At 66.6% G+C, this 20,887-nt stretch carries 20 protein-coding genes and 1 pseudogene; 10 read left to right on the forward strand and 11 right to left on the reverse strand.

The genetic code is table 11. The features are described 5' to 3' along the window. Positions 1–75: 75 nt before the first annotated feature. Positions 76–1,512, forward strand: coding sequence for a TonB C-terminal domain-containing protein (locus AM586_RS14150; protein WP_162600548.1), 1,437 nt, complete (start codon positions 76–78; stop codon positions 1,510–1,512). Positions 1,513–1,524: 12 nt separating this feature from the next. Here the strand turns inward: AM586_RS14150 and AM586_RS14155 are convergent, their stop codons facing one another. Continuing rightward, positions 1,525–2,679, reverse strand: coding sequence for an acyltransferase (locus AM586_RS14155; protein WP_082439341.1), 1,155 nt, complete (start codon positions 2,677–2,679; stop codon positions 1,525–1,527). Positions 2,680–2,925: 246 nt separating this feature from the next. Here AM586_RS14155 and AM586_RS14160 point away from each other — a divergent pair, with 246 nt between their 5' ends. After that, entirely contained in the window at positions 2,926–3,399 is a 474-nt protein-coding gene (locus tag AM586_RS14160) for a hypothetical protein (RefSeq protein WP_052233186.1), read from the forward strand. On the opposite strand, the gene AM586_RS14165 is transcribed toward AM586_RS14160, so the two are convergent. Further along, a complete protein-coding gene (locus tag AM586_RS14165; RefSeq protein ID WP_052233187.1) occupies positions 3,372–4,163 on the reverse strand; it encodes a hypothetical protein in 792 nt (263 codons plus the stop codon). The two genes, AM586_RS14160 and AM586_RS14165, sit on opposite strands and share 28 nt — an antisense overlap. Before the next feature lie 52 nt (positions 4,164–4,215). On the opposite strand from AM586_RS14165, the gene AM586_RS14170 reads away from it, so the two are divergent. The 6 genes from AM586_RS14170 to AM586_RS14195 all read left to right on the forward strand — a co-directional run bounded on the left by AM586_RS14170 (position 4,216) and on the right by AM586_RS14195 (position 10,198). Beyond that, positions 4,216–4,845 (forward strand): HAD hydrolase-like protein, encoded by a 630-nt coding sequence (locus AM586_RS14170; protein ID WP_047821182.1) that lies wholly within the window; start codon positions 4,216–4,218, stop codon positions 4,843–4,845. Positions 4,846–4,949: 104 nt separating this feature from the next. Continuing rightward, a complete protein-coding gene (locus tag AM586_RS14175; protein WP_047821184.1) occupies positions 4,950–5,426 on the forward strand; it encodes a MarR family winged helix-turn-helix transcriptional regulator in 477 nt (158 codons plus the stop codon). Further along, positions 5,423–7,474 carry an FUSC family protein gene (locus AM586_RS14180; RefSeq protein WP_047821185.1) on the forward strand — a complete coding sequence of 684 codons (2,052 nt, stop codon included), beginning with the start codon at positions 5,423–5,425 and terminating at the stop codon, positions 7,472–7,474. The genes AM586_RS14175 and AM586_RS14180 overlap by 4 nt, the downstream gene beginning before the upstream one ends. An 18-nt stretch (positions 7,475–7,492) precedes the next feature. Next, positions 7,493–7,699 carry a DUF1656 domain-containing protein gene (locus AM586_RS14185; protein ID WP_047821187.1) on the forward strand — a complete coding sequence of 69 codons (207 nt, stop codon included), beginning with the start codon at positions 7,493–7,495 and terminating at the stop codon, positions 7,697–7,699. Position 7,700: 1 nt separating this feature from the next. Continuing rightward, positions 7,701–8,675 (forward strand): HlyD family secretion protein, encoded by a 975-nt coding sequence (locus AM586_RS14190; RefSeq protein ID WP_047821189.1) that lies wholly within the window; start codon positions 7,701–7,703, stop codon positions 8,673–8,675. Then, on the forward strand, positions 8,672–10,198 hold the full coding sequence (locus AM586_RS14195; protein WP_082439342.1) for an efflux transporter outer membrane subunit: 1,527 nt from the start codon (positions 8,672–8,674) through the stop codon (positions 10,196–10,198). The genes AM586_RS14190 and AM586_RS14195 overlap by 4 nt, the downstream gene beginning before the upstream one ends. Before the next feature lie 109 nt (positions 10,199–10,307). Here the strand turns inward: AM586_RS14195 and AM586_RS14200 are convergent, their stop codons facing one another. The 4 genes from AM586_RS14200 to AM586_RS14215 are packed head-to-tail and all read right to left on the reverse strand — an operon-like array spanning position 10,308 to position 15,404. Beyond that, a complete protein-coding gene (locus AM586_RS14200; RefSeq protein ID WP_047821192.1) occupies positions 10,308–12,527 on the reverse strand; it encodes a xanthine dehydrogenase family protein molybdopterin-binding subunit in 2,220 nt (739 codons plus the stop codon). Beyond that, positions 12,524–13,522 carry a xanthine dehydrogenase family protein subunit M gene (locus AM586_RS14205; RefSeq protein ID WP_047821194.1) on the reverse strand — a complete coding sequence of 333 codons (999 nt, stop codon included), beginning with the start codon at positions 13,520–13,522 and terminating at the stop codon, positions 12,524–12,526. Before AM586_RS14205 ends, AM586_RS14200 begins: the two co-directional genes overlap by 4 nt. Before the next feature lie 25 nt (positions 13,523–13,547). Next, a complete protein-coding gene (locus AM586_RS14210) occupies positions 13,548–14,129 on the reverse strand; it encodes a (2Fe-2S)-binding protein (protein WP_082439808.1) in 582 nt (193 codons plus the stop codon). 30 nt (positions 14,130–14,159) lie between these two features. Beyond that, positions 14,160–15,404, reverse strand: a complete 1,245-nt coding sequence (locus AM586_RS14215) for an RtcB family protein (protein ID WP_373887908.1) — start codon at positions 15,402–15,404, stop codon at positions 14,160–14,162. Between the two features lie 129 nt (positions 15,405–15,533). On the opposite strand from AM586_RS14215, the gene AM586_RS14220 reads away from it, so the two are divergent. Further along, positions 15,534–15,938, forward strand: a complete 405-nt coding sequence (locus tag AM586_RS14220; protein WP_229411016.1) for a hypothetical protein — start codon at positions 15,534–15,536, stop codon at positions 15,936–15,938. Between the two features lie 27 nt (positions 15,939–15,965). On the opposite strand, the gene AM586_RS14225 is transcribed toward AM586_RS14220, so the two are convergent. The 4 genes and pseudogenes from AM586_RS14225 to folE all read right to left on the reverse strand — a co-directional run bounded on the left by AM586_RS14225 (position 15,966) and on the right by folE (position 18,900). After that, positions 15,966–16,574, reverse strand: a complete 609-nt coding sequence (locus AM586_RS14225; protein WP_052233188.1) for a phosphatase PAP2 family protein — start codon at positions 16,572–16,574, stop codon at positions 15,966–15,968. 91 nt (positions 16,575–16,665) lie between these two features. Beyond that, positions 16,666–17,664 carry an aldo/keto reductase gene (locus AM586_RS14230; protein ID WP_047821200.1) on the reverse strand — a complete coding sequence of 333 codons (999 nt, stop codon included), beginning with the start codon at positions 17,662–17,664 and terminating at the stop codon, positions 16,666–16,668. A 177-nt stretch (positions 17,665–17,841) separates the two neighbouring features. Then, positions 17,842–18,117: pseudogene (locus AM586_RS14235) on the reverse strand (transposase); the annotation flags it as partial. Between the two features lie 216 nt (positions 18,118–18,333). Next, complete coding sequence (folE, locus tag AM586_RS14240) at positions 18,334–18,900, reverse strand: GTP cyclohydrolase I FolE (RefSeq protein WP_047821204.1); 567 nt, start codon at positions 18,898–18,900, stop codon at positions 18,334–18,336. A 149-nt stretch (positions 18,901–19,049) separates the two neighbouring features. On the opposite strand from folE, the gene AM586_RS14245 reads away from it, so the two are divergent. Further along, positions 19,050–19,928: a hypothetical protein gene (locus AM586_RS14245; protein ID WP_047821205.1), complete on the forward strand. Its 879-nt coding sequence runs from the start codon at positions 19,050–19,052 to the stop codon at positions 19,926–19,928. On the opposite strand, the gene nudC is transcribed toward AM586_RS14245, so the two are convergent. Further along, positions 19,925–20,758, reverse strand: a complete 834-nt coding sequence (gene nudC, locus AM586_RS14250) for an NAD(+) diphosphatase (protein WP_082439344.1) — start codon at positions 20,756–20,758, stop codon at positions 19,925–19,927. The two genes, AM586_RS14245 and nudC, sit on opposite strands and share 4 nt — an antisense overlap. Positions 20,759–20,887: the final 129 nt, after the last annotated feature.

The raw sequence follows: 20,887 nt of genomic DNA on the forward strand, positions 1-20,887 counted from the left end.
CAATAGGTGAAACCCTTGTGATAGTCTGTTCGCATGTTCTCGACAGTAAGCAGCGGGCGTTTTCACGGCCTTTTCATGGCGAGCGATCAACGGCGCATGAGCACAGCGCTACTGATCGCCGTGCTGTTCCACGCGCTATTGCTCAGCATTAGCCTAGGTGGCCAGACCTTCGGCCTGCCCGGCTTCAAGCTGCCATGGAAAGAACGGCGACTCGGGGCCGATGAGTTGAAGGTCATGCTCGCGCCGTTGCCGCCGCCGGCGCCGGCCAAGGAAGCCAATCCCGTGCTCGCCGTGGAGGATGTCGCTGCGATTGGCAGCACGGTGACATCCATGTCGACCTCCCCGATTGCGACGCCATTGCCGCAGCCCAGACCGGCAGCGAACTCGGCGCCGGCGTCTGTCGTCGACCCCGTCATGACGGCCAAGCGAGCCATTGCGCCGCTGCCGATAGCCCCGGTGGCACGGCGGTTCCCGGCACACGCCAGTGAAGCGCCCAGCCAGAGCGTTGCCCGCGAGGTCGCGGAGCCACCAGTTGAACAAGCGATCCAGGACCGCGCGGCGCTGGATCAGGCGGGACGCGAACAGGAGAAACAGCGTACCGAAAACCTGAAGCAAGCGGAATTAATGGCCGCCGCACAACGTGAAGCCGCACGCCAGGAATTGCTCCGCGTCGAGGCGGCGCGCGCCGAGCAAGCGGCAAGGGACGAGGCTGCCCGATTGAACGCCGAGCGCCAGGAACAGGAAAAAGCCGAGATCCTGCGACAGGAAGCTGCGCGCACCGAGGCGATCCGGCAAGAACAGGCAAAACAGGCGCAGTTGGAACTGCAGCGCCAGGAACGCGTCCGCCAGGAAGCCGCTCGGCAGGAACAGGCAAAACAGGCGCAGTTGGAAGCACAACGCCAGGAAGCACTGCGTCAAGAGCAGGCCAGGCGGCTTGAGCAGGCACGCCAGGCTGCGGAAAAACAGGAACAGGAACGCGCCGACGCCGCCCGACGGGACGCTGCGCAGCAAGAACAGGAAAAGAAAGACCAGGCCCAGCGTGACAAGGCCAGGCAAGAAGCCGAACACGAGGAACGTCTCAAGGCGATCGGCAGGCAGCTGGATCGGGAAGCGGCCCAACGCGATGCGACATCGCGCTCGGCCCTCCCTTCGGCGAGCACGCTGCGCCGCGGCTGGCTGTTCGGGCGCGCCGATACAAACCGCGATCTCGTCCTTTACGCAGAGGCGATGAGCCAGAAGATCGAAAAGAACATGACCTTCGGGATGGTGCGCGAGCTCATCAAGCAGCCTTACACCCGGCCGACGGTGACGATCGCGGTTCGGGCCGATGGTACCGTCGAAAAAGTGTGCTTCGTGACGTCGAGCGGCGTCGCCGCCATCGACGACGCGGTACGAAAAATCATTGCCAGCCAGGCGCCGTTTGGCGCTTTTCCGCCGTCCCTGGCGCACCAGTACGACGTGATCGAAATCCGCCGTACCTGGATATTCGATATTGCTGTCCGGCTGGAGTAAATCCGCCCGGATTTATCGCGAGGCCCGGAGCTTGGCAATGGCCCGGCTTTGCATACCGGTCTGGCTTATCAGGAATGGCCGCGCTGTCGCAGGCTGCGTCAGCCTTGCCAGCATGCGGCCCAAAGGCAGCTCCACCCAGCGATAAAACGCCGCCCCGGCCGCCAGGCTGGCGCCCCAGGCGACCAGCATCCCCAGGGCCTGCTCATGCGGCTGCTCCGACACGAAGCGGGTAAACGCGGCATTCACCACCAGGCACACCGGGAAGTGCACGAGGAAGACCGAAAACGAGATCGTCGCCAGGCGATTCACGAGCGCCCATGCCTGGCTGCGGACATCGGCCAGCCTGATGCGGCCGAACAGGAACAGCGTGCAGGCGACCACCAGCGCCACCGCGATCCGGCTGCGGAATTCCAGGTTCAGCGCCAGCAGCGTCGGCAATACCGTCATCGCCAGCAGCAGCGCCACCTCGCCCGGCTTGCGCGCCGGATCGCTGGCCCACCACGCCAGCATGCCGAGTCCATAGCTGCCGAAGAAATACGGCGCCCACACGTCCCAGTCGGCATCGCGGTTGAAATACAGCAGGGAGACGCTGACGCCAAGCGCGACCAGGGCCGGCATCAGCCAGGCCCGGGAGCGCGTGCCAAGCAGATGGCCTGCGCTCCAGAACAGCAGGGTCGCCAGCGCATACAGCTGGAAATCGATCGCCACATACCAGGCGCCGGCCGACAGGGCCTCGTAACCCAGCACGTCATGCAGCAACAGGAAATGGGCGCTCAGCTGGGACAGCGTCGGCGGCGCCGAGATCGAATCGTGGCTCATCCATTGGCTGGCCAGCCAGGACGCGCCGATCGCCAGCAGCATCGCCGCCATGAAGGGCAGCGCCAGCCGGATATAGCGGCGCCCGATCGTGCGAAGCGGATGGGCGATGCCGGGCCGGGCCTGCGGAGACAGCGATTTCGCGGCCAGGAAGCCGCCGACGACGAGGAAGACCTGCACGGCGATGCGGCCGTAGGCATCGAGCCAGTCGATGAGCGCCGGCATCAGCGGACGCGCCTGGTCGGCCATCGGGCCGTAGAAGGCCAGGTGGTGCAGGACGATCAGCTGCGCGGCGCCGGCCTTGAGCAGGTTGATCATCCCGAACTGGCTTCCTCCCTTCATATCCTTCATCGCTTATATCCTCAACAATTCATTGCTCGACGGAGCAAGGAGTGCTGTCGATATTGCCGAGCGGGCGCATGATAACCGCCCCATGCCAAATGCGCCCACCCGTTACATTCAGTAACTTCCGTCAATACGCATTATTTCTGCTCCATTTCCACGTTTTTTTGCTTTGGGTGGGAATGTGAGGATTTTTGGACGCCGTCCGTCGAATATAGTTTCCGACTCCAACGCGCTCGAAGGGAATACATAGCGATGTTCAGGTCTTTCATTGGCGTGATCGGCGCGTGCTCGCTGTTCATCTCGCCGGAGTTATCGGCGCAAACGCTGCATGCACCATCCCGCACGCTGTTCAAATGCCAGGACCATGGCAAGATCACTTATTCGGATTCGCCATGCCTTGGTGCCGAAAAGCTCGAGGTTGAACCTACTAGGGGTGTCAATAAACTATCGGGGAAAGAGCGCGTGGGCGCCGATGTCCGACGGGAACTCAACCAAGAGATGTTCGCGAACGCTGTGCGCCCACTTACTGGGCTGGACGCCCAACAGTTTGCAGTCCAGGTGCGTCGGTATCATTTGCCTGGTTCGGCACAACAGGAATGCCGGCGCCTGGACCAGGACATCACCACCAGCGAATACGAAGAAAAGCGCACCGCGCCGGCCGCATTACGCGATGTGCAGGCGCGTCTCTTCCTCTTGCGTCAGCGCTTCAGGGAACTGCGCTGCTGAGCCGACAAGGACACCCCGCGCCTGCTCAACAGTTGTACAAGCAGCGCCGCCCCGGCCGCCATCCCGAACGCCAGCGCGATCGACTGCGAGCGCAGCGCCATCGACAAGACCACGCAAAACGTCGCAAACGCGTAATACCCGCGCGCCATGCCGAGCAGGATATTTACGGCATATGCGCGTCCGGAGGCCTGATGCGAAAAGCCGACCAGGATCGTCCCCATCACTGGGAACATCGCGAAGAAGCCGCTCAGGCGCGGGCCGATGCCGGCGGCGGCCCAGGTGACCGTAAAGCTCAGCAGCGCACCGGCCAGCATCCGCAGCGGCAGGTCGTTCGCCTGCCCTGCACTGCGCTGGCCAGCCTCCTGCAGGCGTGGGAACAGCCGCGGCGCCAGCGCCAGCACGGCCACGACCAGCGCGAATCCCGGCAGCAGCGGCAGCTCGACCAGCTGCAGCCCCGCCACCGCCGCCGCATAGGCCGCCAGCGCCGCCAGCAGGGAGCCGGCCACGCCGCAGCGGCCCGAGGCCCAGGCATAGGCCAGGCAGAACACCAGCACCGCGATCACGGCGATGAGCGTGTGCGCGGCGGCGGTCGCCACGAAGCCTGCGCCCTGCTCGAGCGCCATGGTCAACAGGATCGGTCCGGCGACGACGGGCAGCGCCGAGACCCAGCCGGCCGCACCCGGTCCCCAGCGCCGGCCGACCAGCGTCACGAGGTAGATCAGGGCGGGAACCAGGCACAGTTTCAGGATGAGGACAGTGTTCAAGGCAGGACTTGAGATCATGTATAGTCGACAATTATCCCATGCTGCGATATCGATGAACTACCGACTCGCCATCTTCGACTTCGACGGCACCCTTGCCGATTCCTTTCCCTTCTTCCTCAGCGTCTTCAACACCATCGCCGACCGCCACGGCTTCCGGCGCATCGACTTCACGGATGCCGGCCAGCTGCGCCATTACGGCATGCGGCAGATGATGGACCACGTTGGCCTGCCGGCCTGGAAGCTGCCGGCGGCGGCGCGGACCTTCAAGGCGATGATGCGGGAGAACGCCGGCTCCATCTACCTGTTCGACGGCGTCGCCGAGGCGCTGCGCCACCTGGACGCGCAGGGCGTGACGATCGCGGTGGTGTCCTCGAACTCCGGGCACAACGTACGCACGGTGCTGGGGCAGGAGCTGGCCGCGCTGGTCAGCCAGTTCGAATGCGGCATGTCGGTGTTCGGCAAGGCCAGCCGCATCCGCGCCGTGCTGAAGCGCTGCGGCGCCGCGCCGGCCGAGGCGATCTACATCGGCGACCAGGGCACCGATGCGGAAGCCTCGCGCAAGGCAGGCGTGGCCTTCGGCGCCGTGCATTGGGGCTATGCGCCGATCGAAGCCCTGCGCGTCAGCGGCTGTGATGTCGAATTCGCCACGCCGGTCGACCTGCTCCAGATAAAGCCTCAATGAGACAAGGCGGCCGGCCCGCCAGGCGCCCGCCTTGAAAGAAATTACTTCGCATGCTAAACTTTCGCATTCAAATAGTATTTACGCGAACTTTACGCGAATTAAGCATGCGCCTATCGGACCAGACCTTGGGCAATCTCACCGCCGCCCTCACCCTTTCCTCGCGCGTCTACCGCGCCGCCGCCGACAAGGTCGCGGCCGACTACGGCCTGTCGCAGGCGACCGGCCTGCCGGTGCTGGTCATCAGCCGCTACGGCGAGAACGGCGTGCGCCCGGGCGTGCTGGCCGAGACGCTCAGCCTGGAGGCCTCGTCGCTGGTACGCGTGGTCGACCACCTGATCGAGAACGGCCTGGTCGAGCGCCACGACGATCCGCAGGACCGCCGCGCCAAGATCCTGCGCCTGACCGATGCGGGCATGGAAACCGCCAAGCGCATGGACGAAGCCCTCGTGCCCTTCCGCCGCAAGCTGTTCGGCGCCTTCGAGCCGGCCGACGTCGAAGCCTGCCTGCGGGTGCTGGCCGGGCTGCCGGACGTGGTCGCGAACCTTACCCTGGAACAGGCCACGGAGCGCAAGAGCGCATGAAGCTGGCTACCCGGGCGGAGCTGCTGTTCTCCGTCAAATCCTTCGCTGCAGCGATGCTCGCGGTGTACATCTCGATGCACATCGGACTGCCGCGCCCTTTCTGGTCGATGATGACCGCCTACATCTGCGCCGCGCCCTTCGCCGGTCCGACCCGCTCCAAGGGCCTGTACCGCGCCGGCGGCACCATCCTGGGCGGGACCATGGTGACCTTCGTGGTGCCGCAGCTGTCCAATTCGCCCGAGCTGCTGTCGCTTGTGCTGGCCTTGTGGATCGGCGGCTGCCTGTTCGTTTCCCTGCTGGACCGCACGCCGCGCTCCTACCTGCTGATGCTGGCCGGTTATACCGCCGGCCTGATCGCCTTCCCCGCCGTGAACGATCCCGGCGCCATCTTCGACATCGCGCTGGCGCGCGTGGAGGAGATCGTGCTGGGCGTGACCTGCGCGACCCTGGTTCACAGCCTGGTGCTGCCGCAGCCCTTCGGTCCCGTCCTGCTTGCGCGCCTGGACCATGCCGTGCGCGATGCCCAGCACTGGATCCGCGACGCCCTCAATCCGGCAGGCGATGCGCGCTCCGCCTCCGACCGTCGCAAGCTGGCCGGCGACATCACCGAGCTGCGCCTGATGAGCACCCACCTGCCCTTCGATACCTCGCACCTGCGCTGGACCGGGCGGGCGGTGAATGCGCTGCAGGAGCGCCTGGCGCAGTTCGTGCCCATCGTCTCCGGTATCGAGGACCGCCTGGCCGCGCTGCGCAACATGGGCGCCGCCAGCGTGTCGGAACACTGGAGCGCGCTGCTGAAGGACGTCGTCGCACTCACCGACAACCCGAAGGAAGTCGCGATCGCCCGCCAGGGCGCGCTGCTGTACGAGCGCATCGACGAGCTGGCGCCCCAGGTGCATCGCGAACTCTCCTGGAGCGGCATGATCGAGCTGAACCTGGCGGCCCGCCTGCGCCGGCTGGTCGACATCTGCGTCGAGACGCGCGCCCTGCGCCAGCACATCGATGCCGGCGTCTCCGGCCGCCTGCCGGCCGAGGTGCGCCGCCTGCCCGACCTGCTCAATAAAGTACCGGCGAGCGCCCTGCACCTGGACTACGGCATGGCAGCGCTGTCGGCTTTCGCCGCCGTCGTCGCGGTGCTGCTGTGCTGCGCATTCTGGATCCTGACCGGCTGGCCGGGCGGCGCCACCGCGCCGATGATGTGCGCGGTGCTGTGCTGCTTCTTCTCGACCCAGGACGACCCGGCCCCCTTCATCAAGAGCTTCCTGGCCTGGACGGTGTATTCGATCCCGGCGTCGGCCGTGTACCTGCTGGTGCTGCTGCCGGCCATCCACAGCTTCGAGATGCTGGTGCTGGTGTGCGCGCCGCTGTTCCTGGTGCTGGGCGTGCTGCTGGCCCGTCCGGCCACGTTTGGACGCGCCATGCCCTTCCTGTTCGGCATCTGCGGCACGCTGGCGATGATCGACACCCACAACGCGGACATGGTGACCTTCACCAACAGCATGCTGTCGCAGGTGCTGGGCCTGACCGTGGCCGCGGTGACGACCCGGGTAGTGCGCAGCGTGGGCGCAGCCTGGACCGCGCGCCGCCTGCTGAAGGCCGGCTGGAACGAACTGGCGCGCCTGGGCGGCGGCGAAAAGACCACGCTGCCGGAATTCTCGGCGCGCATGGTCGACCGCATTGGCCTGCTGACCCCGCGCCTGGCGTCGGTCGGCAGCCACCAGGACCTGCAGGCGCGGGATGCGTTACGCGACCTGCGCATCGGCCTGAACATGACCCTGCTGCAGCAGGTGCGTCCCCAGCTCGGCCGCGGCGACGCGGCGCTGAGCCCCCTCATGACGCAGCTGTCGCAGCATTTCGCACGCCTGCCGGCGGTCGACCAGACTGGCGAAACCCAGCTGCTCGGCGCCCTCGACAACGCGCTGCGCGCGACCTGCGAAGGCGCGCATGACGCCTTTCAACGCGAGGCGCTGGCGGCGCTCACCGGCATCCGCCGCGACCTGTTCCCGGCCGCCGCACCCTACGAGCCCACCGTGGCGCTCGCACACTGATACTGAAAAGGAGATCCGATGATCGGCGAAGTCAGCATCTATGGCCTCTACCTTCCTCCGCTCCTGCTGCTCACGCTGGCGGCGCTGGTGGTATCGAGACTTTTCAACCTGGTCCTGGCAAGGACCGGTTTCTACCGCCTGGTCTGGCACCCGGCGCTGTTCGATTTATCCCTGTTCGTCATCGTGCTCGGCGCACTGACGTATTTCACACGTAACTGGTCCTGACATGGCATCGAAAAATTTTCTTCCGGCGGTTGGCCGGGTAGGTATCACTCTGCTGGTGGCCGCGGGCGCTGTCTATGCTGGCGCGCAGCTGTGGCGCCACTACGAAGTCGAGCCGTGGACCCGCGACGGCCGCGTGAAGGCCTATGTGGTGCAGGTCGCGCCGGACGTCACCGGCCAGGTCACCAGGGTCTATGTGCACGATAACCAGCGCGTCGTCGCCGGCGAGCCGCTGTTCGAGATCGACCGCGCGCGCTTTGAGCTGGCCCTGCGCCAGAGCGAAGCCCAGGTGATCGCCGCCCGGGCCGCGCTGGAGCAGGCGCAGCGCGAGAACAAGCGTAACACCCAGCTCGACGACCTGGTCTCGCAGGAGACCCGCGAACAGGGCCAGACCCGCACCGACCAGGCGCGCGCCACCCTGGCCCAAGCCGAAGTCAACCGCGACACCGCGAAGCTGAACCTGGCGCGCACCCACGTGGTGTCGGCGGTGGACGGCATCGTCACCAACCTCGACCTGCGGGAAGGCGCCTACGCCACCGCCGCCCATCCGGTGATGGCGGTCGTGGACAGCAAGTCCTTCTATGTCGAAGGCTATTTCGAAGAGACCAAGCTGCCCCGCATCCAGCTCGGCGACAAGGTCGAAGTGACCCTGATGGGCACGCGCCAGGCGCTGGCGGGCCGCGTCGAGAGCTTCGCCGAAGGCATCGCCGACCGCGACCGCTCCACCAGCGCCAACATGCTGCCGAACGTGAACCCGACCTTCAACTGGGTCCGCCTGGCGCAACGCATTCCGGTACGCATCGCCCTCGACCCGCTGCCGGCCAGCGTGCGCCTGGTGGCCGGCCAGACCGCGACCGTGAAGGTGCTGCCGGGCGCCGCGCAACCTGCGCCTGCCGCACCTGTCGCTCCCGCTGCACCTGCCGCAGCCCCCGCGGCGAAAGCCGTCGCCGCCGCGCCGACCACGAATAAACGATCATGAACCGAACCCGCTCCATCGCATCCAAGACCCTCACCCTGACGGTGCTGGCCGCGGCACTCGCCGCCTGCACGACGGTCGGCCCCGACTACCACGTGCCGAAGGAGGCCGTGGTCAAGCGCGACGCCGCCAACGCCCCCTTCATGGGCGCGGCCGAGCATCCCTTCAAATCCGAACCGCTGCCGGCCGACTGGTGGCGCCTGTACCAGGATCCGGTGCTGGACAAGCTGGTGGCGAAAGCGTTCAGCGCCAACGCCGACCTGCGCGTGGCCGCCGCCAACCTCGAACGCACCCATGCCGTGCTGGAAGAAGTCGAAGAGAAGAAGCGCCCGGAAGTCGAGATGAGCGCCGCGCCGCTGTACGGCCGCATCGCCGGCGCCTCGATCGGCCTGCCCGAGCAGCTGCCGCGCACCGGCATCTATGACGGCGACATCAAGGTCGCCTACCAGCTCGACATGTTCGGCCGCATCCGCCGCGCCATCGAAGCCGCCGAAGCCGACCAGGAAGCCGCCCAGGCCGCCGCCGACCTGGCCCACGTGATGGTTGCCGCCGACACCACCCGCGCCTATGCCGAAGCCTGCTCGGCCGGCTACCAGCTGAAAGTCGCGCAGCAGTCGGTCGACCTGCAGCAGAAGTTCGCCAAGCTGACCGACGAGCGCGTGCAGCGCGGCCGCGGCATCGCCATCGACAACAGCCGCGCCCAGGCCCAGCTCGACCAGCTGCGCGCCAACCTGCCGCCGCTGGAGGCGCGCCGCCGCACCGCCCTGTACCGCCTGGCCGTGCTGACCGGCGAGGTGCCGAGCGCCTTCCCGGCCGAGGTCGCGCAGTGCACGACCCCGCCGCGCGTGACCAGCGCGGTCCCGGTGGGCGACGGCGCGGCCCTGCTGCGCCGCCGTCCGGACGTGCGCCAGGCCGAGCGCATGCTGGCCGGCGCCACCGCCCGCATCGGCGTCGCCACCGCCGAGCTGTACCCGAACATCACGCTGGGCGCTTCCTTCGGCGGCGTCGGTTTCATGAACGACTTCGGCGCGGCGAATACCTGGAAGTTCGCGCTCGGCCCGCTGATCTCGTGGAACCTGCCGTCGACCAGCTCGGCGCGCGTGCACATCGCCCAGGCCAAGGCCGGTACCGAAGGCGCGCTCGCGAGATTCGACTCGGTGGTGCTGAATGCCCTGCGCGAAACGGAATCGGCGCTGACGGTGTACGCCCGTGAACTCGACCGCAACGCGATGCTGCGTTCGGCGCGCGACCAGAGCGCGCTGGCGGCCCGCCAGACCGACAAGCTGTACCAGTTCGGCCGCACCGACTTCCTGGCCTCGCTGGACGCCGAACGCACCCTGGCCAGCGCCGAGAACATGCTGGCGGCCTCGGATGCGCAGCTGGCGGCGGACCAGGTGCAGCTGTTCCTGGCATTAGGCGGCGGCTGGGAAAATACGCATGCCAAGCATGGCGAGCATGGTGAAGGCAAGGAAGGCAAGGGTGGGCATGAAGCCGTCGCGCAGCAGGAAGCTGGCGTTCACCATTAACACATGCACGTCGTTCCCGCGAAGGCGGGAACCCAAGTTTGTGTGAGTGGCCACCGCAAACGCCGGTGGTCCGCCACGAACCTGGATCCCCGCCTGCGCGGGGACGACGTTACAAGACCTTGTCCAGCGTAATCGGCAAATCCCTCACCCGCTTGCCGGTCGCGTGGTACACCGCATTCGCGATCGCCGCTCCCACGCCGGTGATGCCGATCTCGCCGATGCCCTTCGCCCCCAGCGGGTTCACGTGCGGGTCGTCCTCGTCGACGATCTGCACGTCGATGCCCTGGATATCGGCATTGGTCGGCAGGTGGTACTCGGCCAGGTTGCCGTTCACCGCGCGGCCATTGCGCCCGTCGATGAAGGTTTCCTCGAACAGCGCCAGGCTGATGCCCCAGACGACGCCGCCCATCAGCTGGCTGTAGCCCGTCTTCTCGTTCATCAGCTTGCCGACCCCGTAGACGCCGACCACGCGCGGCACGCGGATCTCGCCCAGGTCTTCGTCCACCGTCACCTCGACGAACACGGCGCCGAAGGCATGCATCGAGTACTTCTTCTTTTCGTCGCCGGGTTCGGCCTTGGCCGTGACCGCGACCGGCTCGCCGTGGCGCGCGACGATGGCGGCCATGGTCTCGCGGCGGGAAGGATCGTCCAGCAGGTACAGCTCGCCGTTCTCGAAGCCAATCCGGTCGGCCACGCTGCCGAACAGCGGCGAGCCCTGGTCGGCCAGCGCAATCCCGGCCAGTTTCAGGCGCAGCGCATGGCCGGCCGCCTGTACCGCGGGGCCGACGCTGGCCACCGTGGTCGAACCGCCCGAGACCGGCGCTTCCGGCATCTTTGAATCGCCGAGCTCGAAGCGCACGCGTTCGACCGGCAGGCCGATGGCATCCGCCGCCACCTGGGTCATCACGGTGTAGGTGCCGGTGCCCAGGTCCTGGGTCGCCGAGCGGAACAGCGCGGTGCCGTCGGCCTGCAGCGTCGCCGAACATTCGCCCGGCGAACGGTTGGTCGGGTAGGTCGCGGTGGCCATGCCCCAGCCGACCAGCTTGTTCCCCTGCTTCATCGAGCGCGGCTGCGGCTTGCGGTCCTTCCAGCCGAAGCGCTCGGCGCCGATCTCGTAGCACTGGCGCAGCGATTTGCTCGACCACGGCAGGTCCTTGCCCGGGTCCTTCTCGGTGTAGTTCTTCAGGCGCAGCATCAGCGGGTCCATGTCCAGCTGATACGCCAGTTCGTCCATCGCCGATTCGAGCGCGAAGGTGCCGGTGGCTTCGCCCGGCGCACGCATGAAGGTCGGCGTGCCCAGGTTCATGCTGGCCAGCCGGTGCGTGGTCTGCTGGTTCGGGCTTTCGTACATCATGCGCGTGACGATGCCGCAGGGCTCGATCCAGTTTTCGATCACCGAGGTGTAGGCGATGGTGTCGTGGGCGGACGCCAGCAGGCGGCCGTCCTCGGTCGCACCCAGGCGGAAGCGCTGCTCGGTGTTGGGACGCTGGCCAACCGGGCCGAACATCTGGTTGCGGTCGACCGACAGCTTGACCGGCCGTTTCAACATCTTCGCCGCCATCGCGGTCAGGGGACCATGCGACCAGATCGATCCCTTCGAGCCGAAGCCGCCGCCGGTATAGGGGCAGATCGCCGTCACGTTCTCCGGCGGGATGCCGAAGATGCTGGCGACGATACGCTGCACGCCCTTCATGTACTGGGTCGATTCGTGGATGGTCAGTTTGTCGCCGTCCCCGCCGTTGCTCCATTCGGCGATGGTCGCATGGGTCTCGAGCGGGTTGTGGTGCTCGATCGGCGTGGTATAGGTCTCGTCGAGGCGCACGCTGGCCGCCAGCAGGCCGTCCGCCAGGTCGCCGCGCTTCGTGTCCGTTTCCTCGGTCAGCACCTTCTCGGGCGGGTGCAGCTTCTGCTTGGCCTGCTCGAAGTCGAGCACGGCCTCCTTGCGCTCGTACTCGATATGCAGGCGGGCCGCGGCCTCACGCGCATGCTCGTAGGTGTCGGCAACGACCACCGCGATCGGCTGGTTGTTGTAATAGACGTCGTCCTCCTGCAGCAGCGTGAGCCGGCGGCCGATCGGCGGCTGCAGCTTGCCGTCCCTGGTTTCCTTCGGCAGGCGCATGGCGTTCTGCGGGGTCATCACCAGCAGCAGGCCAGGCACCTCGCGTGCCGCGCTGTCGTCGATGCGGAGCACGCGGCCGCTGGGGATGGTGCTGGTGACCAGTACGGCATGGGCCAGGCCTTCGACGTGGTGCTCGGCCGTGTAATGGGCTGCGCCGCTGACCTTGGCCCAGGCGTCGGTACGGTTGATGGGTGCGCCGATGTTGTTCATACCTGGCCTCCTGCCTTGCGGATTACCGTCTGCAGCGCGCGCACGACCGCGCGCGGCGCCAGTTCGACCTTGAACGCGTTGTCCCCATACGCCCGGGCGCCGGCCACCGCGGCCGCGGCCGCGCGGGCCAGCAGCTCGGCGCTCGGCGCCTGGCCGCGCAGGAGCTTCTCGGCATCCAGCGCGCGCCACGGTTTGTGGGCCACGCCGCCCAGTGCGAGGCGCACGTCGCGGATGCTGCCGCCGTCGAGGTCGACCGCGACCGCCACCGACACCAGCGCGAACGCATAGCTGGCGCGGTCGCGCACCTTCAGGTAGTGGGAGTTTTGCGCGAACGGCATCGGCGGCAGCTCGACCGCCGTGATCAGCTCACCCGGCTGGATCACGGTGTCGATTTCCGGATGGTCTTCCGGCAGGCGATGGAAGTCCGCGGCCGGCACCTGGCGCGCGCCGCCGGGGCCCTGCAGGTGGACGACGGCATCCAGCGCGGCCAGCGCCACCGCCATGTCCGACGGGTGGGTGGCGATGCAGTGCTCGCTGGCGCCGAGGATGGCGTGGATGCGGTTGTGGCCGTCGATGGCGTCGCAGCCCGAACCCGGATCGCGCTTGTTACAGCGGGTGAAGGCGGGGTCGGTGAAGTAATAGCAGCGGGTGCGCTGCAGCAGGTTTCCGCCCACGGTGGCCATGTTCCGCAGCTGGGTGGTGGCGCCATTCAACAAGGCTTCGGACAGCACGCGGTAGCGCTGGCGCACCAGCGGGTCGGTGCCGACCGCGGTATTGGTCGCCATCGCGCCGATACGCAGGCCGCCGCTCGGCAGTTCCTCGATGGCGGACAACGCGAGACGGCTGACGTCCACCAGGCGCACCGGTTTTTCGATGCCGCTTTTATAAAGGTCGAGCAGGTTGGTGCCGCCGCCGATGAATTTCGTGCCCGGCTCGCGCGCCAGGTCGATCGCGTGGTTCACGTCGCGCGCACGTTCGTAGAAGATCGATTGCATGCAGGGTTCCTCGGTTTCTCGTTGCTCAGGCCTGGCGCAGCACGACGCTGTGGATCGCCTTGACGATGTTCGGATAGGCGCCGCAGCGGCACAGGTTGCCGCTCATGCGCTCGCGGATCTCGTCCTCGCTGAGGGTCGCCGGTTCCAGCTGCTCGCCCTCGGTGACGGCGCTGGCCTGGCGCTGCTTGACCTCGTCGAGCAGCGCCACCGCCGAGCACACCTGGCCCGGGGTGCAATAGCCGCACTGGAAGCCGTCGCAGTCCATGAAGGCCTGCTGCATCGGGTGCGGCTGCTGCTCGCTGCCCAGGCCTTCGACCGTCGTGATCTCGCGGCCGTCGTGCATGACGGCCAGGGTCAGGCAGGAATTGATGCGCTGGCCGTCCACCAGCACGGTGCAGGCGCCGCACTGGCCACGGTCGCAGCCCTTCTTGGTGCCGGTCAGGTGCAGCACTTCGCGCAGGGCATCCAGCAGGGTGACGCGCGGCTCGATCGTGAGTTGGCGTTCGGCGCCGTTGATCCGCAGCGTCAATGGCTGCGGCGGCGCATAAGGCGGAGGGGCCAGGTCATGCGCGCCCTGCTCCACCACTTTCCGTTCATCTTGTGGCATGGTTTCGCTCGCTTTCAAAAAAATGCTTGTTCAACCCTTCACGCAGACCACCTGCTTGAGCGTGTGCACGACTTCCACCAGCTCGCTCTGGGCCTGCATGACGGCTTCGATATCCTTGTAGGCCATCGGGATCTCGTCGATCACGCCTTCGTCCTTGCGGCATTCGACGCCGACGGTGGCTTCGTATGCGTCCTGCACCGTGAAGCGGCGCTTGGCCTCGGTGCGGCTCATGGTGCGACCGGCGCCGTGGCTGCAGCTATGAAAACTCTCGGGATTGCCTTTGCCGCGCACGATGTAGCTGCGCGCGCCCATCGAGCCCGGGATGATGCCGAGCTCGCCCTCGCGCGCCGACACCGCGCCCTTGCGCGTGACCAGCACGTCCTTGCCGAAGTGGCGCTCCTGCTGCACGTAGTTGTGGTGGCAGTTGACGGCTTCGACATGGGTCTCGAAGGGTTTCGGGATCACGCTGCGCACCGCGCGCACCAGGTTGTGCATCATGACTTCGCGGTTGATGCGTGCGAACTTCTGGGCCCAGCCGACCGCTTCCACGTAGTCCTCGTAGTGCCGGGTGCCTTCCTCGAGATAGGCCAGGTCCTGGTCGGGCAGGTTGATCATGTGCTTGCGCATGTCCTGCCTGGCCAGTTCGATGAAGTGGGTGCCGATCGCATTGCCGACCCCGCGCGAGCCGGAATGCAGCATCAGCCAGACGAAGCCTTCCTCGTCGAGGCAGATCTCGACGAAGTGATTGCCGCTGCCGAGGGTGCCGAGGTGCTTGTAGTTGTTCGTGTTGCGCAGCTTCGGCCATTTGCGGCAGATCTGGTCGAATGCGTCCTTCAGCCTGGCCCAGCCGGCATCGACGGGCGGCGGCGGATTGTTCCAGGAACCGACGTCGCGTCCTTTACGGCTTCGGGTCTTGGGCGACATGCCGTGCGGGATCGCTTCCTCGATGGCGCTGCGCAGCCTGGCCAGATTGTCGGGCAGGTCCGCGGCGCGCAGCGTGGTCTTGGCGGCCATCATGCCGCAGCCGATGTCGACGCCGACCGCGGCCGGGATCACCGCGCCCAGGGTCGGGATCACGCTGCCGATGGTCGAGCCCTTGCCGACGTGGACGTCGGGCATCACTGCGACGTGGCGGTAAATGAAGGGCATGCGCGCCAGCCTGGCCAGTTGCTCCTTCGCTTCCGCTTCGACCGGCACGCCCCTGGTCCACATCTTGACCGGGTGCCCGCCGGGCGGATTCATCTGCTCGTAATCTCGGGGTTCCATCGCTTGCATGATGGCCGAAATCGAAAAATCGGGGAGCGCGAGAGATGCTATTCCGCTAAGAAATAAGAAATGCGGCGGGCAGCGTTGCGGCCCTGCTTTGAAGAGTTTTATACTCTGGAAATGACTCTACGCTCCCTTGTGCTCCTGACCCCACTGCTGCTGGCCGGCTGCGTCAACGAAACGGCCAGCTACGCCATCGACGGCAGCGACCACGCCCTGACCGTGATCGTTTCGCAGGATTATTTCTGGAGCAAACAGGCCGGGCTGCGCCTGATCGCGTCGCGGCTGCCGGATTGCCAGCGCCAGTTCGACCTCGGCAAGACGCCGCTGGCCAAGCTCAACGTCGAGCTGTTCTCGACCGGCGAGGAAAGCTTCCTGCTGCGCGCCGGCGACGAGATGTGGCAGGTCGATGCCCAGAGCTGCACCCAGTTGCCGCCACCTTCCGACAATGTGCAGGCCCAGCCGATCGGCGTGTTCCACTTCGATAGTGCGAAGAAGCTGGTGTTCGAGCGTGCGGAAGGTGCTGTCGCTTCTTCGCAATAAGCTGGCCGCTTGTCCAGGCCGTGCCGCTCACGGCCGCAGCCAGCCGCGCGCGATCGGACGCGCCAGCAGGTGCCGGTACAGCGTGCCCAGCGCCGCCGTCAGCGACGCGCACAGCGCATCCACCAGGCGCGTGTGGAACAGCAGGGTCACGCCCAGCGCCACGGCCAGTGCGCCCAGCATGTCCATCGGCCAGTGCACGCCAAGGAAGACGCGCGCCCACGCCACCACGAAGGCCAGCGGCAGCAGCGAGCGGCCGAAGCGCTTCGCCGCCGGCACGCTGCTGGCGGCCAGCACCAGCGCCACGGTGAACATGATGGTCCCGTGGTCGCTCGGAAAGGAGCTGTCCGGCGCATGGTGCATGAAGCTGTGGCCGGCGCCGGCGGCGAAGGGACGCGCGTGGTACCACAGCAGGCCGATCACGGCATTGATGCCCAGCGCGCAGCCGGTCGCCGCCAGCGCCTTCACGGCCGCCTCGCGCTGTGCGCCGACGCCGCTCATCCACAGGCCGAGCAGGCCGATCGGCACCAGCAGGATCAGCCATTCGGCGCAGAACAGGGCCAGCTCCAGGCGCCAGCCATGCAGGCCGACGTTGGCGTTGACCATGGAAAACCACAGCAAATTGATGTTCTCGAGCATGATAATTGATGAGCGTATGACAAAGCTCGACTTTATCAGCTCAGCAGTGGGAACTTAAACACGCGTGCGCAAACTTAAGGCACGCCTAAATTTAGCCGAGTTCGCTGTCCAGGTGCGCCATCTGATTGGGGTTGTAGCGCGCCCCGGCCGCCGCGTCCGGCGGCACGATGGCTTCCAGGCGCGCGAGATCCTCGGGCCTGAGCTTGAGGTCGAGGGCGCCCAGGGCTTCCTGCAGGCGATCGCGGCGGCGCGCACCGACCAGCGGCACGATGTCCGCTCCCTGCGCCGCCACCCAGGCGATCGCCAGTTGCGCCACGCTCGCGCCCAGCTCCTGCGCCAGCGCGCGCAGGCGCTCGACCAGGGCCAGGTTGGCTTCCAGGTTCTCGCCCTGGAAGCGCGGACTGGCCAGGCCGCGGAAATCCTTTTCGCCCTGCCGCTCCTTCGACCAGTGTCCGCTGATCAGGCCGCGCGACAGCACGCCATAGGCCGTGATGCCGATCCCGAGTTCGCGCGCTGCCGGCAGGATCGCCCGCTCGATGCCGCGCGAGATCATCGAGTACTCGATCTGCAGGTCGCTGATCGGGTGCACGCGGCTGGCGCGGCGCAGGGTCTCGGCGCCGACTTCGGACAGGCCGATGTGGCGCACGTAACCGGCCTTGACCAGGTCGGCGATCGCACCCACGGTGTCCTCGATCGGCACGGCCGGGTCCAGGCGCGCGGGACGGTAGATGTCGATGTAGTCGGTGCCCAGGCGCTTCAGGCTGTAGGCGACGAAGTTGCGCACCGCCTGCGGCCGGCAGTCGTAGCCGCTCCAGGAACCGTCCGGGCCGCGCAGGGCGCCGAACTTGACGCTGATCTGCACGCTCTCGCGCGGCCGCCCGGCCAGCGCCTCGCGGATCAGCAGCTCGTTGTGGCCCATGCCGTAGAAATCGCCCGTGTCGAGCAGGAGAATGCCGGCGTCGAGGGCGGCGTGGATGGTGGCGATGCTCTCGGCACGGTCGGCCGGGCCATAGAGGTCCGACATGCCCATGCAGCCGAGGCCAAGGCGAGAAGTGTCCGGACCGTGATGGCCCAGCTTGGTACGCAGCATGATTTCCCCCCGTGGCCTTAAAAACCTGCTGCGCGTTGCATTTTTGTCCTGCGATGCTCGCTGTACTGTCGTACAGCTGCGCTTCTCGGGCAAAACTGCTGCCGCTCGCGACGGTTTTTTGCGGCCACTTTAACGTTGTCCGGTCAGCTGGCGCAGCCGCGCGATCTCGGTGCTGCGCCCCAGGCGTTCAAGGGCGCTTTCGAGCAGGGTGCGGTCGCCATCGCGCAGCATAGTCCATTGCGTGAAATACTCGTGCACGGTTCGCCAGGGCGGGAACTCGGGCGGCATGCTGCGCCAGGCGCTGCCGGTATGCAGGAAATACAGGACGGCGCAGAAGACATCGTACAGGTCGTGCTTGCGCGGCCGGGTCTTGCGACGGGCCGCTTCCAGCATCTCACGGACGGAGTCGAACTGCTCGCGCGTTACATCGCTAGGAAAGGTTGGCCTGTTCATGTCGTTCGCCTCAAATGACAATTGGAGACGCGTGATCCGGAACGGTTCCCGACCAGGACATGATGACTTGGTAATTCCGACCATGTGGCCGGACGGTGAATCTCCGTAAATACAGTGTAGCAGCGGATTCCGAACAATGCTGCGTTTTTTTACAACACAACGGAAGGATATTGGGCGACGCGCGGCCGCCCGGAAGGACTCGCGTTTGTCAGGCGATCAGTCGCGGGCCAGCGACAGGAACTCGGTGCGCAGCGCCAGGTTCGGCTGCAGTTCGCCCAGCATGGCCGAGGTGATGGTTTCTTCGCCGGGAGTACGGATGCCGCGGCTTTCCATGCACATGTGGCGGCACTTGATGACCACGCCGACAGCCTTCGGTTCCAGCACTTCCATCAGCGTATTCGCGATCTGGACCGTCAGGCGCTCCTGCACCTGCAGGCGCTTGGAGAACACGTCGACCAGGCGGGTCAGCTTCGACAGGCCGACGATTTTGCCGTTCGGCAGATAACCGACGGTGGCCTTGCCGAAGAACGGGGCCAGATGGTGCTCGCAGTGGCTGTAGACCGGGATGCCGCGCACCACGATCAGCTCGTTGTATTGCTCAGCGCCATCCTCGAAGGCCTTGAGGATCTCGACCGGGTCCTGCTCGTAGCCGGAAGTCCAGTGCTTCCAGGCCTTGGCGACGCGCGCCGGGGTCTCGTGCAGGCCGGGACGGTTGGGATCTTCGCCGAGGCTGGCAAGCAGGCGGCGCCAGTCGTTTTCGGTGAAGACTTCTTTGTCAGACATGGTTAACCCTAAAATTGAAGACTGCCGAGAGTATATAGAAAATGCAGTCGATCCACAGGTTGCAGACTATTTCTTTGAGCAAAATAGAGGCAGCTGCGGCATGGATGCGCTAGCGTGGTCGACGTCCTTTTCACGCTAGGAGAACAGCCATGCTCGGCAGCACTGTCCTGGAAGTCGCCCTCGGCCTGAGCTTCTGCTACGGCACCGTGGCCCTGATCGTCACCACGCTGCAGGAGGCGCTGGCGTCGATGTTCCGCCTGCGCGCCAACACCCTGCTGGCCGGCATAAAAAGCATGCTCAACGACCCGCAGTTCGACGGCCTGGCGCGCGCCGTGTATGCCCACCCGCTGGTCAATCCGCACACGGACGGCAGCGCCACGGACGAGCGCGCGCTGCGCGCCAAGCCATCCTACATCGAACCGGCGCATTTTGCGATTGCGCTGGTGGACAGCCTGTGGAAGGCGCCGGGCGACTTCCTCCAGCTGCGCAGCGCCATCGACGCGATCGCCGATCCGCAGCTGCGGGCCGCGATGCTGAGCATGATCAGCCGCGCGCGCGACCTGCAGCAGTTCCAGGACATGCTGGCTGGCTGGTTCGACAATGCGATGGCGCGCATGTCCGGCGCCTATAAACGCAGCCAGCTGCTGATCTCGCTGCTGCTGGCGCTGCTGCTGGCGATCCTGTTCAATATCGACAGCATCCACCTGTTCCGCACCCTGTGGCAGCAGCCGGCCCTGGCCGCCCACATCAAGGACGTGCCGGGCGCGCTCGACCCGGCCGTGATCGACGCCCTGATGGCGCTGCCGATCGGCTGGACCCGATTCCCGCCGGTGCTGAACGCCGACTTCGCGCTGCAGGCCGCTGGCTGGATGATCACCGCCGTCACGACGCTGTTCGGCGCCCCGTTCTGGTTCGACCTGATGCAGCGCGTGGTGCGCATGCGCGCGACCGGCGCCAAGCCCGAGGAAGTGCCGCTGGCGGTGCGGATCGAGGGAAAGGTGGCGGCGACGCCGGTGCCGCTGCCTTAACGCCCCGGGGGACGGTGCGCGTCCACCAATACGCTCGACACCGAGACGTGCGGCACGCGCTCCGGCCATTCGTCGCCTGGCCCGAACCAGCGCGCCTCCAGGATCTCGTTCGGATCGGTGCGGATCTCGCCGTCCAGGTAATCCGCCGTGAAGGCGATCATCAGCGAGTGCGGGAAGGGCCAGGACTGGCTGCCGAAATAGCGCAGGTTGTGCACCCGCAGGCCCACCTCCTCGAACACTTCGCGGTGCACCGCTTCCTCGATCGATTCGCCGGCCTCCAGGAAGCCGGCCAGCGGCACGAAGCGCTTCGCGGCCGTCTGCGTATGCAGGGCCAGCAGGAAGGAATCTCCCTTGCGGATCAGCACCATCATGGCCGGCGAGATGCGCGGATAGGCCATGTAGCCGCAGTTCGTGCATTTGAAACAGCGCTCGCCCGCCAGGCGGAAGGTAGCACTGCCACAGGCGCCGCAGAAGCGGTGCGTACGCGCCCATTCGGCGACCTGGGCCGCGCGTCCGGCCACCCCGAGCACGCTCTCGTCGAACTCACCGAACAGCGAACGCAGGCCGCGCCAGGCGTAACCCGCAGGCAGCCGCGCTTCATCGTCGACCCAGCCGGCCTGGCAATAGCGGCCGTCCAGCAGGCCGACCGGCTGCAAGGCCTGCGGATCGAGTTCCAGGCCGGCGACGGCGGCGCGGTCGGGCAGTGCCAGGTCGGCCTCGCGCACCAGCAGGCGGCCGGCATGGAAGATGAACGACAGCACGTCCTCCGCTTGCGGCAAGTCCTGCGGGGGCGCGACCAGGGGCGTGAACGAAACGGGCGTCTGGAGCATGGCGGTATCCGGTAACGAGTTAACCCGATGATACCGCGACACGCACAGCTTCGATGACCACGCCCTGATATCCCTCGCCCGCCGGCGCAGAACTAATCGCAGCTCATCGTGCTCCAAGCCTTCGCTGGA

Source organism: Massilia sp. WG5, assembly GCF_001412595.2.
Taxonomy (GTDB): Bacteria; Pseudomonadota; Gammaproteobacteria; order Burkholderiales; family Burkholderiaceae_D; genus Telluria.

Bases quoted from the DNA above. Each gene is read 5' to 3' on its own strand.
- folE (WP_047821204.1), bottom strand. From the start codon at position 18,900: ATGTCTGACAAAGAAGTCTTCACCGAAAACGACTGGCGCCGCCTGCTT.
- AM586_RS14180 (WP_047821185.1), top strand. From the start codon at position 5,423: ATGAAGCTGGCTACCCGGGCGGAGCTGCTGTTCTCCGTCAAATCCTTC.
- AM586_RS14200 (WP_047821192.1), bottom strand. From the start codon at position 12,527: ATGAACAACATCGGCGCACCCATCAACCGTACCGACGCCTGGGCCAAG.
- AM586_RS14215 (WP_373887908.1), bottom strand. From the start codon at position 15,404: ATGCAAGCGATGGAACCCCGAGATTACGAGCAGATGAATCCGCCCGGC.
- AM586_RS14190 (WP_047821189.1), top strand. From the start codon at position 7,701: ATGGCATCGAAAAATTTTCTTCCGGCGGTTGGCCGGGTAGGTATCACT.
- AM586_RS14225 (WP_052233188.1), bottom strand. From the start codon at position 16,574: ATGCTCGAGAACATCAATTTGCTGTGGTTTTCCATGGTCAACGCCAAC.
- nudC (WP_082439344.1), bottom strand. From the start codon at position 20,758: ATGCTCCAGACGCCCGTTTCGTTCACGCCCCTGGTCGCGCCCCCGCAG.
- AM586_RS14195 (WP_082439342.1), top strand. From the start codon at position 8,672: ATGAACCGAACCCGCTCCATCGCATCCAAGACCCTCACCCTGACGGTG.
- AM586_RS14245 (WP_047821205.1), top strand. From the start codon at position 19,050: ATGCTCGGCAGCACTGTCCTGGAAGTCGCCCTCGGCCTGAGCTTCTGC.
- AM586_RS14185 (WP_047821187.1), top strand. From the start codon at position 7,493: ATGATCGGCGAAGTCAGCATCTATGGCCTCTACCTTCCTCCGCTCCTG.
- AM586_RS14175 (WP_047821184.1), top strand. From the start codon at position 4,950: ATGCGCCTATCGGACCAGACCTTGGGCAATCTCACCGCCGCCCTCACC.
- AM586_RS14205 (WP_047821194.1), bottom strand. From the start codon at position 13,522: ATGCAATCGATCTTCTACGAACGTGCGCGCGACGTGAACCACGCGATC.
- AM586_RS14170 (WP_047821182.1), top strand. From the start codon at position 4,216: ATGAACTACCGACTCGCCATCTTCGACTTCGACGGCACCCTTGCCGAT.
- AM586_RS14155 (WP_082439341.1), bottom strand. From the start codon at position 2,679: ATGAAGGATATGAAGGGAGGAAGCCAGTTCGGGATGATCAACCTGCTC.
- AM586_RS14150 (WP_162600548.1), top strand. From the start codon at position 76: ATGGCGAGCGATCAACGGCGCATGAGCACAGCGCTACTGATCGCCGTG.
- AM586_RS14210 (WP_082439808.1), bottom strand. From the start codon at position 14,129: ATGCCACAAGATGAACGGAAAGTGGTGGAGCAGGGCGCGCATGACCTG.
- AM586_RS14230 (WP_047821200.1), bottom strand. From the start codon at position 17,664: ATGCTGCGTACCAAGCTGGGCCATCACGGTCCGGACACTTCTCGCCTT.
- AM586_RS14160 (WP_052233186.1), top strand. From the start codon at position 2,926: ATGTTCAGGTCTTTCATTGGCGTGATCGGCGCGTGCTCGCTGTTCATC.